At 70.3% G+C, this 13,733-nt stretch carries 10 protein-coding genes; 6 read left to right on the top strand and 4 right to left on the bottom strand.

Annotated features, from left to right (window positions below):
* The first annotated feature begins 111 nt into the window (after positions 1 to 111).
* The 4 genes from ACTWPT_RS07875 (at position 112) to ACTWPT_RS07860 (ending at position 4,998) form a co-directional block, all read left to right on the top strand.
* Positions 112 to 951: an NAD(P)H-binding protein gene (locus tag ACTWPT_RS07875; protein ID WP_443176580.1), complete on the top strand. Its 840-nt coding sequence runs from the start codon at positions 112 to 114 to the stop codon at positions 949 to 951.
* 152 nt (positions 952 to 1,103) lie between these two features.
* Entirely contained in the window at positions 1,104 to 1,229 is a 126-nt protein-coding gene (locus ACTWPT_RS07870; RefSeq protein ID WP_443176579.1) for a hypothetical protein, read from the top strand.
* Positions 1,230 to 1,336: 107 nt separating this feature from the next.
* Positions 1,337 to 3,175: an ABC transporter ATP-binding protein gene (locus ACTWPT_RS07865; protein WP_443176578.1), complete on the top strand. Its 1,839-nt coding sequence runs from the start codon at positions 1,337 to 1,339 to the stop codon at positions 3,173 to 3,175.
* Positions 3,175 to 4,998 (top strand): ABC transporter ATP-binding protein, encoded by a 1,824-nt coding sequence (locus ACTWPT_RS07860; protein WP_443176577.1) that lies wholly within the window; start codon positions 3,175 to 3,177, stop codon positions 4,996 to 4,998. Before ACTWPT_RS07865 ends, ACTWPT_RS07860 begins: the two co-directional genes overlap by 1 nt.
* A gap of 18 nt (positions 4,999 to 5,016) precedes the next feature.
* On the opposite strand, the gene arsM is transcribed toward ACTWPT_RS07860, so the two are convergent.
* From arsM to ACTWPT_RS07845, 3 genes are all read right to left on the bottom strand, one after another.
* On the bottom strand, positions 5,017 to 6,240 hold the full coding sequence (arsM, locus tag ACTWPT_RS07855) for an arsenite methyltransferase (RefSeq protein ID WP_443176576.1): 1,224 nt from the start codon (positions 6,238 to 6,240) through the stop codon (positions 5,017 to 5,019).
* Positions 6,241 to 6,251: 11 nt separating this feature from the next.
* A complete protein-coding gene (locus tag ACTWPT_RS07850) occupies positions 6,252 to 6,587 on the bottom strand; it encodes an ArsR/SmtB family transcription factor (RefSeq protein WP_443176575.1) in 336 nt (111 codons plus the stop codon).
* 327 nt (positions 6,588 to 6,914) lie between these two features.
* Entirely contained in the window at positions 6,915 to 9,854 is a 2,940-nt protein-coding gene (locus tag ACTWPT_RS07845) for a BTAD domain-containing putative transcriptional regulator (RefSeq protein ID WP_443176574.1), read from the bottom strand.
* A 96-nt stretch (positions 9,855 to 9,950) separates the two neighbouring features.
* On the opposite strand from ACTWPT_RS07845, the gene ACTWPT_RS07840 reads away from it, so the two are divergent.
* Both ACTWPT_RS07840 and ACTWPT_RS07835 read left to right on the top strand, forming a co-directional pair.
* Positions 9,951 to 10,988, top strand: a complete 1,038-nt coding sequence (locus ACTWPT_RS07840; RefSeq protein ID WP_443176573.1) for an ArsR/SmtB family transcription factor — start codon at positions 9,951 to 9,953, stop codon at positions 10,986 to 10,988.
* 79 nt (positions 10,989 to 11,067) lie between these two features.
* Entirely contained in the window at positions 11,068 to 11,454 is a 387-nt protein-coding gene (locus ACTWPT_RS07835) for a YciI family protein (RefSeq protein WP_443176572.1), read from the top strand.
* A gap of 109 nt (positions 11,455 to 11,563) precedes the next feature.
* On the opposite strand, the gene ligA is transcribed toward ACTWPT_RS07835, so the two are convergent.
* Entirely contained in the window at positions 11,564 to 13,627 is a 2,064-nt protein-coding gene (ligA, locus tag ACTWPT_RS07830) for an NAD-dependent DNA ligase LigA (RefSeq protein WP_443176571.1), read from the bottom strand.
* Positions 13,628 to 13,733: the final 106 nt, after the last annotated feature.

The following is a 13,733-nucleotide window of genomic DNA, read 5'->3' as shown; positions in this document are numbered from 1 at the left end:
GACAGTTCAGCACAGCCTCACAGCTCGGTCTGCTGCCGCACCAGGAGCCCACCCTCGTGGAGCTACCCTTGCGGTCGGGCTCGTTGCGGCGCTGTGCAGACGGAGGTTCATATGATCTTGGTGACAGGTGCGACAGGGAACGTCGGTTCCGAGCTGGTCGGCGCGCTGACCTCGGCGGGCCGGCAGGTCCGGGCGCTCGTCCGCAACCCGCGCGGCCACGCCCTGCCACCCGGCGCCGAGCCCGTGACCGGCGACTTGAACCGGCCCGAGAGCCTGGCCGAAGCGCTGGACGGTGTCGACGGGCTGTTCCTCCTGTCGGGCTACGCGGACATGTCGGGGCTGCTCGCACGTGCACATGACGCCGGGGTGCGCCACGTCGTCCTCATGAGCGGCGGCTCGGCCGCCCTGGAAGACCTCGGCAACGCCGTCTCCCGTTACATGACCCTGTCGGAGCGGGCCGTGCGGGAGTCGGGTCTGTCCTGGACCTTTCTGCGGCCCAGGTCGTTCATGTCGAACGCGTTGCGCTGGCTGCCGCAGCTCGCGGCCGGCGACGTGGTGCGGGTGCCGTTCGCCGAGGTGCCGGTCGCGGCCGTCGACCCGTACGACATCGCGGCCGTCGCGGCCCGCGCGCTGGTGAGTGGTGGGCACGAGGGCCGGATATACGAGTTGACCGGCCCCCGCGCGTTGGTGCCCGCCGACCAGGTCGCGGTCCTCGGCCGGGTGCTCGGCAGGGACCTGCGGTGCGAGGGGCTGTCGAACAGCGAGGCGCGGGCTGAGATGGAAGCGGGCATGCCGGTCGAGTACGTCGACGCGTTCTTCCAGTTCTTCGTGGACGGCACGCTCGACGAATCCGAGGTCCACCCGACGGTGCAGGACGTGCTCGGACGGCCGCCGCGTACGTTCGAGGAATGGGCGGCCGCACACGCCGACGCCTTCCGCGCGGCAGGTTGACCTCCACCTGGAGCGGTTGCGATCCGCCTCCGTCGAGTTGTTCGGCCGGGCCTTGCCCGACGAGCGGGTGCAGGCCCATCTCCGGGTGGCGCTGGCGTCGGTCGAGCACGAACGGTTCCTCCCGGCTGTGAAGCACGTCGGACGGCGCCGCCGTGGTGTGGCCCGACGCCGAGATGCTGCGCGGCACCACGATGGCCATCGTGCGCCGGCAGCTGGATCGCCTCGGTGTGCCCCAGCGCGTCCGCCAGGTCACGCTCGAACCGCGCACCGCGCCGTAACGGCGCTGGTCGCCCCGAGGCCCGCAGAAAACCGTTGGGAAACTGTCGGTGGCCGGTGATAGAAAGCGGGGTCGAAGTTTCACCGAGCCGCATCGGGGGCGGTGCCCGTGACTACCAGCACGTCCGAGTTCTCCGTTTCAGGACCACGGCACAACCGGCGTGGGCCGGTGCGCTGGCTCTGGTCCCACCTGCGGCGTCATCCGCTCCACCTCGTCGGGTTCCTCGGCGGGTCGGTGGTCATGACGGTGCTCAACGCCATGGTGCCGCAGTTCACCGGCAACGCCTTCGACGCCGTGCTGGGGGAGCGGGGCGAGCCGATGGACGCGCTCGGGCTCATCGCGCTGGCCTTGCTGGCGATCGTGCTCGCCCGAGGCGTGTTCGACCTCCTCGCGCGGATGTCCAGCGAGGTCCTGGCCAAGCGGCTGGAGCGGGACGCGCGTGATGAGCTCTATGTGAGCCTGCTGGGCAAGAGCCAGACCTTCCACAATCGGCAGCGGGTCGGCGATCTGATGGCCCGGGCCGCCAACGACATCCGGCAGCTGTCCATCATGATCACGCCGGGCGTGGATCTGATCGTGGACTCGGGTCTCACCGGGATCGTGCCGCTGTTCTTCATCGCCGCCATCGATCCGCGGCTGCTGCTGGCGCCGGGTGTCTTCGCGGTCGTCTTCGTGGTCGCGCTCTGGCACTACATGAGGCAGCTCAACCCCGTGGCGACCCGGATGCGGGAGGAGTTCGGGGATCTCAACGCCGGGCTCAACGAGGCGGTGCGGGGCATCGAGGTGATCAAGGTGACCGCGCAGGAAGGGCAGGAGCGGCGTCGGTTCCGGGCCAACGCGCGGCGCTATCGGGACTCGTTCGTACGGAACGGGCTTGTACAGGCGCGTTACCTGCCCACTCTGCTGTTCTCCTTCGCGATGGCCGGGGCGTTGTGGCACGGGCTCTATCTGCAGGGCATCGGGGCGATCACCCTTGGCGAGCTCGTGGCGTTCATGGGGCTCATGGGGATGCTCGGGTTCCCCACGCAGATGTCGCTCTTCACGTTCTCGCTGATCCAGATCGGGATCGTGTCCTCGCGCCGGATCCTCAGCATCGTCACCGCGGAGAGTGAGATCGAGCAGCGGGTGGACGGGCATGCCGCGCCGATCACCGGGGAGATCGTCTTCGAGGACGTCACCTTCGGCTACGAGGAGGACGGCGACTCCGTGCTGCGTGGGCTGACGTTCACCGTGCGGCCGGGGGAGACGGTGGCGATCGTCGGGGAGACCGGGTCGGGCAAGAGCACGCTCACCAAGCTGGTTCCGCGGATCTACGACGTCACGGCCGGCCGGATTCTGGTCGACGGGGTCGACGTGCGGGACTGGGATCTGGACTCGTTGCGGTCGCAGATCTCCACGATCGAGCAGGACATCGTGCTGTTCTCGCGGTCCGTGTCCGAGAACATCGCCTTCAGCCTGGGGCAGCAGGCCGATCACGAGGCGGTGGTCAGAGCGGCGGAGGACGCCCAAGCAGCCGAGTTCATCAGCGAACTCGACGAGGGATACGACACCGTGATCGGGGAGCGAGGGGTCACCCTTTCCGGGGGGCAGCGGCAGCGGCTGGCCATCGCGCGGGCCTTGCTGACCGATCCGGCGATTCTGGTGCTGGACGACTCCACGAGCGCCATCGACTCGGCGACGGAAGACAAGATTCAGCAGGCCATCGGGCGGATCCTCGAAGGGCGGACGACTCTGCTGATCACCCATCGGCTCTCGCAGATCCGGTGGGCGGACAAGGTGTTGTTGCTCAGGCGGGGCCAGGTCGTCGACTTCGGCACGCATGACGAGCTGATCGCGCGAAGCCGCCTCTACCGGCGGGTCTTCGCTCATTACGACGAGGTCGAGATGGGTGACGAGGTTCCGGAGGCCGAGCCGTCCCTGGCCGGCGAGCAGGGAGGGGTACGCTGATGGGCTTCCTCATGGACGGCCTCGACGGTGAGGACTACGACCGCACGTACAACGACCGTGACCTGCTGCGGCGCATCGTGTCGTACTTCCGGCCGAAGCTGGGGACGATGGTCCTCGTCGCCGCGATGATCGTGCTGATGTCAGCCAGTCAGGCGGCCATACCGGCGTTGGGCAGTCTGGCGGTCGACGCGATCGCGAATGGCACGATCGGCCAGGTGGGATGGATGCTCACGGTGGCGATCCTCGTCACCGGCGGGCTCTCCTGGGTGGTCAACTACGTGCGGCACAAGTACAGCGCGCGGGTCACCGGAGATGTCGTGCTGCGCCTGCGGGAGGACGCGTTCGACGCGGTGCTTGCGCGGGACCTGTCGTTCTACGACGAGACGCCGTCCGGGAAGATCGTCAGCCGGGTGACGTCCGACACCGATGACTTCGCCACCGTGTCCACGCTGACGATGGACCTGATCAGCCAGGTGCTGATGGTGGGGTTCGTCACGGTGCTGCTGTTCGTGCGGAGCGTGGAGCTGGCTCTGCTGACGTTGCTGGTGGTGCCGATCGTGGTGGGGCTGGCGCTGGTGTTCCGGCGGATGGCCAGGGTGAGCACCCGCAGGGCGCAGCGGTCGCTCAGCCGGGTCAACGGGAACCTCCAGGAGACCATGGGCGGGATCGCGGTGGCCAAGAACTTCCGGCAGGAGCGGCAGGTATACGAGGAGTTCCGGCCCATCAACCGGCAGAGCTATCAGGTGACGCTCCGGCAGGGGTTCGTCTTTTCCACCATCTTTCCCGTGTTGTTCACGGTGGCCGGGCTCGCGACGGTGGTCCTCGTTCAGCTGGGTGGCGAAACGGTGCTGGCGGGTGGGCTGTCCGCTGGTGATTGGTACCTGTTCCTGCAGGGTGTCGCGCTCTTCTGGTTCCCGTTGACGTCCATTGCCGCGTTCTGGTCGCAGTTCCAGCAGGGGCTGTCGGCGTCCGAGCGGGTCTTCGCGCTGATCGACGCGCCGCCGAGGGTGGTGCAGAACGATCCGCGGCCGGCGGAAAAGCTGGCGGGGCGCATCGAGTTCCAGGGCGTCACGTTCGGCTACGATGCCGGCAATCCCGTCCTGCGTGACTTCGACCTGGTCATCAAGGCTGGGGAGACCGTGGCGCTCGTGGGGCACACCGGGGCCGGCAAGTCGACGCTCAGCAAGCTGATCACACGGTTCTACGAGTTCCAGGAAGGCCGGCTGCTGATCGACGGGCAGGACATCCGCGGTCTGGAGCTGGGGAGTTATCGCCGGCAGATCGGTGCGGTGCCGCAGGCTCCGTTCCTGTTCAGCGGCACCGTCGTCGACAACATCCGCTACCCGCGGCCGGAGGCCACCGATGAGGAGGTACGCGCGGCGGCGGCCGCCGTGGGCGGTGGCGACTGGATCGACGCCCTGCCCAATGGGCTGGAGACGGATGTGGGGGAGCACGGGCGGGCTCTGTCCATGGGGCAGCGGCAGCTCGTCGCGCTGGCGCGGCTGCTCATCCAGGATCCGGCGATCGTGGTACTGGACGAGGCCACGGCCAGTGTGGATCCGCTGACCGAGGCGCAGATCCAGGAAGGGCTGGACCTGGTGCTGGCCGGGCGTACCTCGATCGTCATCGCGCACCGGCTGTCCACGATCGAGCACGTTGATCGCATCATCGTGCTCGATCACGGGCGGATCGTGGAGGAAGGTGATCACGCGGCGCTGCTGGCGCGTGGGGGGCGCTACTGCGAGGTCTACAACACCTACTTCCGGCATCAGTCGCCGAATTACCGGGCCGGGACGGGGTTCGTGTCGGTCGGCAGCGACTGATGCGGCGATCGGCGCTGCTCAGTGCGATGAGCTGCGCCGTTCCACGAAGACGACGTCGCGCCAGCGGCCGTGGTGGCGGCCGATGCGCTCGCGGGTGCCCACGACGCGAAAGCCCAGCGCCTGGTGCAACGCGAGGCTGGCCGTGTTCTCCGGGAAGATGCCCGACTGCACGGTCCACACGCCGGCGTCCTCGCAGGCCGCGATGAACGTCGTCAGCAACGCCGTGCCGATGCCGTGCGCCTGGCAGCCGGGATGCACGTAGACGCTGTGCTCGACCACGCCCGCGTACACCGGCCGCGTCGACACCGCCGAGCCGGCCACCCACCCCACGACCTGGCCGGTTCCGGTGTCGGCCGCCACATACCGCAGGTGCGGCAGGCGGCCCGCGGTGAACCCCTCCCAGCTCGGCGCCGTCGTCTCGAAGCTGGCCTGCCCGGTGTCCAGCCCGGCCTGATAGATGGCCAGCACCTGGGAGGCGTCCGCGTCGCGCATGGGCCGGATCTCCAGCCCGGGACCGGCGGCCGGCTTGGTGGCCCGGACGATCGCCGAGTGCACGCCGTCTCCATGATCGGTGGTCAGCGTGATGTCCACCCCGACGAACCCGGCCGCACCCAGCAGGCCCCGATAGTCCGTCACCGACAGCGCCCCGGCCACGCAGCCGATGCGCTCCTCCGCCGCCTGGCGCCGCCGTGGGTCGAGGTCGCCGTCGGTTACCACATCGCTGACGCCGAACCGGCCGCCCGGCCGCAACACCCGGAAGGCCTCGGCCAGCACCGCGGCCTTGTCGCCTGACAGGTTGACCACGCAGTTGGAGATGACCACGTCCACCGTGCGGTCGGGCAGCGGCACGTGCTCGATGACGCCTTGCAGGAACTCCACGTTGGCCACACCGGCCTGCTCGGCGTTGCGGCGGGCCAGCGCGAGCATGTCGGGGCTGGCGTCCAGCCCGTACGCCTTCCCGGACGGACCGACCCGGCGCGCCGACAGCAGCACGTCGATCCCACCGCCCGACCCCAGGTCCAGGACGGTCTCCCCGGTACGCAACGCGGCGACGGCGACCGGGTTGCCGCACCCCAGGCTGGCCCGGACCGCGGCCTCCGGCAGGGCATTGGTGTCCTCATAGCCCGCGGCGCCGAAACCGCCTTGCTCGAAGGCGTCGGGCCCGCAGTCGGCGACGACCCGTCCGGCGGCCGCCGCTCTGGCCAGGCGCGAGTAGCGGTCGATGATCTCGTCGTGCGCCATCACGGTCTCCTTCATTCGCAGGTGGGTGCGGCCGGCACCGGGTTGCCCATGACCACGTCGGCGGCGGTCGGGAAGCAGCTCACGCAGGCTTCGTTGATCCGGTACAGGCTGGACGTGCCCTGCCGTTCGACCAGCACGAACCGCACCTCGGCCAGGATCTTCAGGTGGTGCGACACGGTGGACTGCCCCACCCCGGAGGCGGCCACGATCTCGCCCACGCTCATCGGCGTCCGCCGCCGGGCCAGCAGCGACACGATCTGGATCCGCGTCGCATCCGCCAGCGCCTTGAACCAGCCGGCGTACTCCTCGGCCTCGGCCCGTGCCAGAGGCCCCTTTTCATCATCCATCGACAATCGACGATAGACGATTAAGCCTCCAAAGGGAAGAGAATGGGGCTGAGCAGGAAGCGGGTGCGATCCGGGGTGGGATCGTGGTCCAGGTGAGGGACGATGGCGGCGCGCATCCTCTCGATCAGGTCGACGAGCTCGTCCGGGCTGAGCCAGAGAGCGTGCCGTCGGTAGCCCACGGAGTCGGCGACCGGGTCGGCCCCGTCCCGGTCCAGCTAGGCGTTGAACTCGGCGAGCAGGGTGGCGACCGCGGCCGCGAACACCTGGCGATTCCTGCCGGGCGCCGGGCTCGTCGGCCTGGACTTTCTGAACCTGCATGAGGGCCGGTCAGGAGACCTGCAGGTACGGGACTCCCGCGTCGATGTCGAAGCCGGCGGCGCCCAGTGAGGCGATGAGCACGCCCAGCCGGGCATACGCGGAAGCGGCCGCCGCCTCATGGCCGCGTTCGCTGTACACGATGGCCGCCTGACGCAGGGCGCGAGCCTGCCACAGGGGCGCGTCGATGGCCTGCGCCAGCTGCTCGGCCAGCTCGAACCTGTGCAGCGCCGCCGCGTGGTCGCCGCGCGACCTGCTGGCCGCGCCGAGCGCCAGCCACGCCTTGGCCTCGATCAGCGGCTCGTCCACCGCGCTCGCCAGCTCGATGGCCTGCTGGAGGTACTCCTCGCCTGCGGCGTGGCGATGCCGCTCGAGGTGCACATAGCCGAGGCCGTAGCGGGCGAAGGCCTCGCACCGCAGATCCTCGAGGTCGGTGACGGTGGACAGCAGGTCGGTGAACGCCTGCTCCGTCTCCTGCAGCGGTCCCGAGGCGAGGAGCAGCTCGCCGATCCGGTAGCAGACCTCCGGATGGGCGAGCTGATCGGCCGCCTTGCCGGCGGCGGGGGCCTCGTCCATGAACGGGCGGGCGTGGCCGACGTCCAGCAGGAGCTGGCCGAGCAGGCGCAGCACCAGGACCTCCGCGCCCGGGTCACCTGCCTGGCGGATCGCGTCGAGCGCGTGACCGCACCGGTCGGCAGCCTCGGCGTACCGGCCTCGCATGCCTGCCGTGAACCCGGCCACCATGCTCGCCAAACCCCAGCCGTGCCGGTCGCCGCAGCGTTCGAAGAGCTCCAGGGCCTCCTCGACGGCCGCTGTGGCCGGCCGGTAGCGGTGCCGGTACGCATCCAGCAGGGCGATCCCGGTGAGCAGGGCCGCGGTGCCGCGGGTGTTGTCCGCCGCGCGGGTGGCGGCGAGGGCGACCCGGTGCGTCTCCTGCCAGTCGTCGTAGTGCCCCCGGGTCTGGAACAGCGACACCGCGCTGATGGCCAGGTCCCAGCACAGCTCGTCGAGGCCCAGCGCGGCGGCTTGGCGGACGGCGGCGACGATGTTCGGGCGCTCGGTGTCGTACCAGGCCAGGGGGTCGCTTTCGACGACGTCCACGCCCGGGGGCTGCCAGCGGGCGGCCGCACCGTGCAGGACCGCGTGGTCGCCGTACGCCGCCCGGTGCGCCCGCTCGACCAGCGCCAGCCAGCCACTGAGCACGCGAGGGATGGACTCGGCCCCGCCGAGCTCGCGGGCGCAGGCCCGGACCAGGTCGTGCAGGCGGTAACGCGTGGGCCCGGCCACTTGCAGGAGCTGGGCGTCGACCAGGCTGTCCACCAGGTCCGGCGTTCCGTTCGCAGCCAGGGCGGTCCAGCCGGGGATCTCCGGGGTGTCGGTGTGGGCGAGCGCGGACAGCAGCCGGAGCGCGGCCGGGTCCAGCCCTTCGGCGGCCAGCGCGATGGCGCCGCGTACCTCCGGGTCGCCGAGCTCGTCGAGCCGCCGTCGCCCATCCCTGAGCCGCTCCACCATGTGGCCGACCTGCCAGTGGGGGTGGCCGGTGAGCGAGGCGCCGGCGATTCTGAGTGCCAGTGGGAGGCTCCCGCACAGCCGTACGAGCTCGTGCGCGGCCTGCGGCTCGGCCGACAGCCGCTCCGCGCCGGCGACCCTGGCGAGGAACCGCATGGCCTGGATCGGTTCCAGCTCCTCCAGCTCCAGGCGGCCGGTGCTGGGCAGGACGGTCAGCTTGGATCTGCTGGTGATCAGCACGGCGCACTCCGCGCGGCCGGGAAGCAGGGGACGCACTTGCGCCTCGTCGACCGCGTCGTCCAGCACGACGAGGACCCGCCGCCCCGCCACACACTCCCTGAACCTGGCCGCGCGTTCGTTCACGCCGTCGGGGAGGTCGTGGGATGGTTCGCCGAGCGCCTGCAGGAAATGAGCGAGCACCTCGGCAGGCGGAACGCGGCGATCTTGCGCGGTGCCCAGCCGGGCGAACAACTGGCCGTCGGGGAAACGTTCCCGCAGGCGGTGGGCGACGTGGACGGCGAGAGTGGTCTTGCCCACCCCGGCCTTGCCCGCCACGACGATGACAGGCATCGCGCAGCCGAGGTCGGGCCGCAGGACCGCTTCCAGCGCCGACCGGGCCTCGTCCCGCCCAGTGAAGTAGGGCACGTCCGCAGGCAGCTGGTCCGGGCGCTTGTCGAGGTCGAGTGTCGGGTCGTCGGCGAGTATGGCCTGTTCCAGCCGCTGCAGCCGACGGCCTGGCTCGAGGCCGAGGTCTTCCATGAAGATAGTCCTGGCGTTCTGGTAGAGCGCCAGCGACTCCGACTTGGCGCCACACCGGTACAGGGCGAGCATGTGCAGCTCCCACAATCGCTCGCACAGCGGCTGCTCGTCGGTGAGCGCGGCCAGCTCGGGAAGCAGCTCACGGTGCCGGCCGAGCCGCAACTCCAGCTCCAGGCATTCCTCGTGGATGGCCATGCGAGCCTCGCGTATGCGGGCCTTCTCCGCGTCCAGCCCCACGGCGTTGACGTCGGCCAGGAAAGGGCCCCGCCACAGCTCCAGCCCGCGGCGCAGCGACATGACGGCCTGCCGATCCATGCCTTCGGCGGCCGCCTGGTGGCCTGCCTCGACGTGCTCGGCGTACTCGAGCAGGTCGAGCGTGTCCGGATCGGCTTTGAGGACATAGCCGCCCGGCCTGGTCCTGATCACGTCGGGGCAGCCGGCCGCGGTCAGCGTTCTGCGCAGGCGTCCCACGGTGTTCTGGATCAGCCGGCGTGCCGACTCGGGCGCCGGCTCCGTGAAGACGGCCGCGACCAGTTGGTCCACGGTGACCGTGTCGTTGGCGTGGATCAGCAGGACCGCGAGCACCTCACGCTGCCTGCTCCCAAGGCCGACCACGTTCCCTCCCGCGGTGACCTCCACCTGTCCGAGCACCCGGAATCGCGCGGCCATGTGGTCGCCCCTCACGCCTTCTCATTAGTTTGCTGATAATCGTGTCGGGGCCGTGACAGCCCGTCTACTCTCTGAGACCACAGCTTAAAGGCCCAGCATGAGGCGACAGGGATGTTGCGGATTCACTTCACGAGCGAGGATCTCGTACGGACTCGAATCGTCCCGGCGGCCGACCCGCTGTGGGAGGTCGCGCTGAGCATTTGCCGGTTGGCGGGGCGCAGGGGGAGGACGGCGTTCGCCGCGTGGCGGGACCAGGCCCGGCACGACCTCGCCAACACGGAAGCCTTGGCCACCGTGCGACGCGTCCTCGCGCCGCTCTACCAGGGCACCGCCCTCTACATGCCCGACTTCCTCACTCCTCATGACGCCGTCCGCGGGCTGGACGCCGGCGTGGACGCCGTGCTGAGCACGCCGCGGCCGTTCCTCCGGCAGGAACTCGACAAGCTGGCCGGCCTCGCGAGGACGCCGTCATGGGCCTGGGGGCTGGCCGACGGGCGCAAGGACGCCTTCCACGAGCTGCGGGAGGGCCTGTACGCGTACTTCGACGCCGCCCTCCGCCCGCACTGGTCGAACATTCAGGGCATGGTTGACGCCGATCGGGCCATGCGCGGGCGCTTCTTCCTGGACGGTGGGGTCGAGGCCATGCTGGCGAGCTTCCGGCCGGGCATGCGATGGGAGTCGCCCGTGCTGACGGTGGTGGGTCACCCGGTGGACAGGGACGTGCATCTCGACGGTCGCGGGCTGGTGCTGATCCCGTCGTACTTCTGCTGGGGTACGCCCGTGCCCTTGGCGGACCCGCAGCTGCCGCAGGTCCTGGTCTATCCGATCCAGCGGGATCACATGCTGGGGGTGCCGAAGGAGCCTTCCGACGAGCCGGGCACCCCTGTCGCGCGGTTGCTCGGCTCCACCCGGGCCGCGATCCTGCGTGCCACCGTGAACGGGGGGACGACCGGCGAACTCGCGCGGCGTCACGAGATCTCCGCCCCGGCGGCCAGCCAGCACACGCAAGTGCTGCGGGAGGCAGGGCTGATCGTCAGCCAGCGAATGGGCCCCAATGTGATCCACACCGCCACGCCGCTGGGCAGGGCCCTGCTGATGGGCGGTTCTCCGGTGCACCCGCGTTACGGCGGGAGGCCCCCGCGTTCGTGATTTCCGGCGGGACGGTGTCGATACCAGGCTCCGGGCTCCGACCACTGGTCAAAGGCACGACGAACGTGAAGGAACACACGTGCGTTACCTGCTGCTGATCTACACCGCCGCTCAGAACTGGGGCCACCCCGCCGTCCTGCGTACGCTCGCCATGCAGGCAGAAGGGCGAGCCGAGCTGACCGCGCAGGTCCAAGCCCTGATCCAGGAGATCGCCGAGTCCGGAGAGCTGGTCGGGGGCGAAGCCCTGGCCGACCCGGTGAACAGCAAGACCATCCGGGTACGCGGCAGCGCGCCGGTGGCCACGGACGGCCCGTTCGTCCAGGCCGAAGAGCACCTTGCCGGCTACTTCGTCGTCGACTGCGAGAGCACCGAACGGGCGATGGAGATCGCGGCCCGCTTCCCCGACGCCCGTTTCGCGGCCGTGGAGGTCCGCCCCGTCATGAGCTCCTCCGGGGAGGAAATGTGAACCCTGACCGCACGTTCCGCCGGGGACGGGGCGGCGGAACGTGCCGGCTCACCGGGGCGCGCTTTGAGGCGCGCAACAGCCATCGAGGCCAGTCGTGTCGATGGCCTGGTCAGAGGAATGCGCTGACCTGAGCGGCAAACTCCTCAGGGGTCACAATCTGAACCCCCAGCGTCTCCGCCTTGGCCCGCTTCGAGCCTGCCTTCTCGCCGGCCACCAGCAGCGACGTCTTGGCCGACACGCTGGAGGACGCCTTGCCGCCCGCCCGTTCGATCAGCTCGTTGACCTCGTTGCGGGACAACGTCGCCAGCGGGCCGGTCATCGCGCCGGTGACAACCACCGACATCGAGGCCAGCGGCAGCCCGGTCGGCGCCGGCTCCCCCTCGGCGGGTGGCGTGGCGCCTGGCTCGGTCATGTTGACCCCGGCCTGGGCCAGCTTGTCGATGAGCGGGGCGAGCTCGACCAGCTCGGCCACCACGACCGGCGCCTTCTCCGGGCCGATGCCTTCTACCTGCTGGATCGCCTCGGCGTCGGCCACGCGGATGGCGTCCATCGTGGCGAAGTGGCGGGCGATGCGGCGGCTCATCGAGCGGCCGGTGCCGCGGACGCCGAGCGCCGCGAACACCCGGCTGAGCGGCCGCGTCTTGGCTTGCTCGAGGGCCGCCAGCAGGTTGTCGGTGCTGGTCTCGCCCATGCGCTCCAGGCCGAGCAGCTGCTCCCGGGTCAGGAAGAACAGGTCGGCGAAGTCACCGATCAAACCGGCGTCGAGCATTTGCTTGATGCGGTTTTCCGCCAAGCCCTCGATGTCGAGCTGGTCGCGGCCGGCCGCGTAGATGATGGACGCGATCGCCTGGCAGTCGCGGCCGCGTACGCACCGCCAGCGCTCCTGCGACCTGTCGATCGCGTCCCCGCACACCGGGCAGACCTGCGGGATGTCGATCGGCCGCTCGTCACCGGTGCGCAGGTGCACGACCGGCGCCTCGACACGGGGGATCACATCGCCCGCCTTGTAGACGGTCACGCTGTCGCCCAGCATCAGGCCACGGCGGGTGATGTCGGCGACGTTGTGCAAGGTGGCGTAGGTGACGATGCTGCCGTCCAGCTCCACCGGCTCCAGCACCGCCCGCGGGGCGATGACGCCGGTGCGGCCGGTGTTCCACTCCACGCCGACCAGCTTGGTGATCTTTTCGGTGGCGGGCAGCTTGTAGGCGATCGCCCAGCGCGGCGCTCGCGAGCTGAACCCGGCCTCCGCCTGGTCGGCCGCCAGATCGCACTTGATCACGATGCCGTCGATGCCGAACGGCAGCTCCGCCCGCACCGCCGCGATCTCGCCGACGCGCTCCTGCGCCCGATCCAGCGTCTCGGCGACGATGCCGGCGACGGGTGTGGCGGCCGTGGTCTGCACGCCCTGCGCGGCGACCCAGCCCATGATCTGGCTGTGTGGCAGCTCGCGCAGCGATGTGGCCAGGTCGGAGTGGTCGTCGGGCGGCGGCACGACACCGTAGCCGAAGAACGTCAGCTCGCACACATACGGCCGCTCCCGCGTGCGCAGCGTGCCCGCGGCCGCGCTGCGCGGATTGGCGAATGTGGTGCCGTCGTGCGCCTGGCGCTTGGCACAGGCCTCCTCGAACTGCGAGGCGGTCATCATGACCTCGCCGCGCAGCTCCACGGTGACGGCGCCGGCCAGCCGGTCCGGCAGGCCGACGATGGTGCCGATGGCGTGCGAGACGTCCTCGCCTGCGGTGCCGTCGCCCCGCGTCACCAGCTGGGCCAGCCGGCCGTTGCGGTAGCGGGCCGAGATCGCCAGCCCGTCGAGCTTGGGCTCCACGCTCCACGCCGTGACCGGGCGGCCGATCCGGCGCTCCAGCGCGGCCGCCCAGTCGGCCAGCTGCTCGGCGCCGAAGACGTTGTCCAGGCTGAGCATCGGCACCGTGTGCGGCACATCGCCAACGACGGCCCCGCCGGCCACCTTGCCCGTGGGCGAGGACGGCAGCACCGCCTCGGGGTGCTCCTCCTCATACGCCTGGATGCCGCGGACCAGCCGGTCGTAGGCGTCGTCGTCGAGCGTGGAGGTGCCGTCGGCGTAGTAGGCCGCGGCGGAGTCCACGGCCAGCTGCACGGCCTCGGCGTAGGCCGTGTCGTCGGCCAGGACGGTGGTGGGGGGCGTCTCGGTCATGAAGCCATCATGCCTGGAGCCACCGACAATTCCAGGCCCGGCAAACAGTCCCTGAACTGCGGCCACGCGCTGACACCGGCATTGCCGCGCCGGAAATCCGGAGCCT

It is taken from the genome of Nonomuraea sp. 3N208, from assembly GCF_052245935.1.
Taxonomy (GTDB): Bacteria; Actinomycetota; Actinomycetes; order Streptosporangiales; family Streptosporangiaceae; genus Nonomuraea.
Note: the sequence above shows the minus strand (reverse complement) of the source record. Positions and strands in the feature narration are given on the sequence as shown.

Bases quoted from the DNA above. Each gene is read 5' to 3' on its own strand.
- ACTWPT_RS07875 (WP_443176580.1), top strand. From the start codon at position 112: ATGATCTTGGTGACAGGTGCGACAGGGAACGTCGGTTCCGAGCTGGTC.
- ACTWPT_RS07860 (WP_443176577.1), top strand. From the start codon at position 3,175: ATGGGCTTCCTCATGGACGGCCTCGACGGTGAGGACTACGACCGCACG.
- arsM (WP_443176576.1), bottom strand. From the start codon at position 6,240: ATGGCGCACGACGAGATCATCGACCGCTACTCGCGCCTGGCCAGAGCG.
- ACTWPT_RS07850 (WP_443176575.1), bottom strand. From the start codon at position 6,587: ATGGATGATGAAAAGGGGCCTCTGGCACGGGCCGAGGCCGAGGAGTAC.
- ACTWPT_RS07840 (WP_443176573.1), top strand. From the start codon at position 9,951: ATGTTGCGGATTCACTTCACGAGCGAGGATCTCGTACGGACTCGAATC.
- ligA (WP_443176571.1), bottom strand. From the start codon at position 13,627: ATGACCGAGACGCCCCCCACCACCGTCCTGGCCGACGACACGGCCTAC.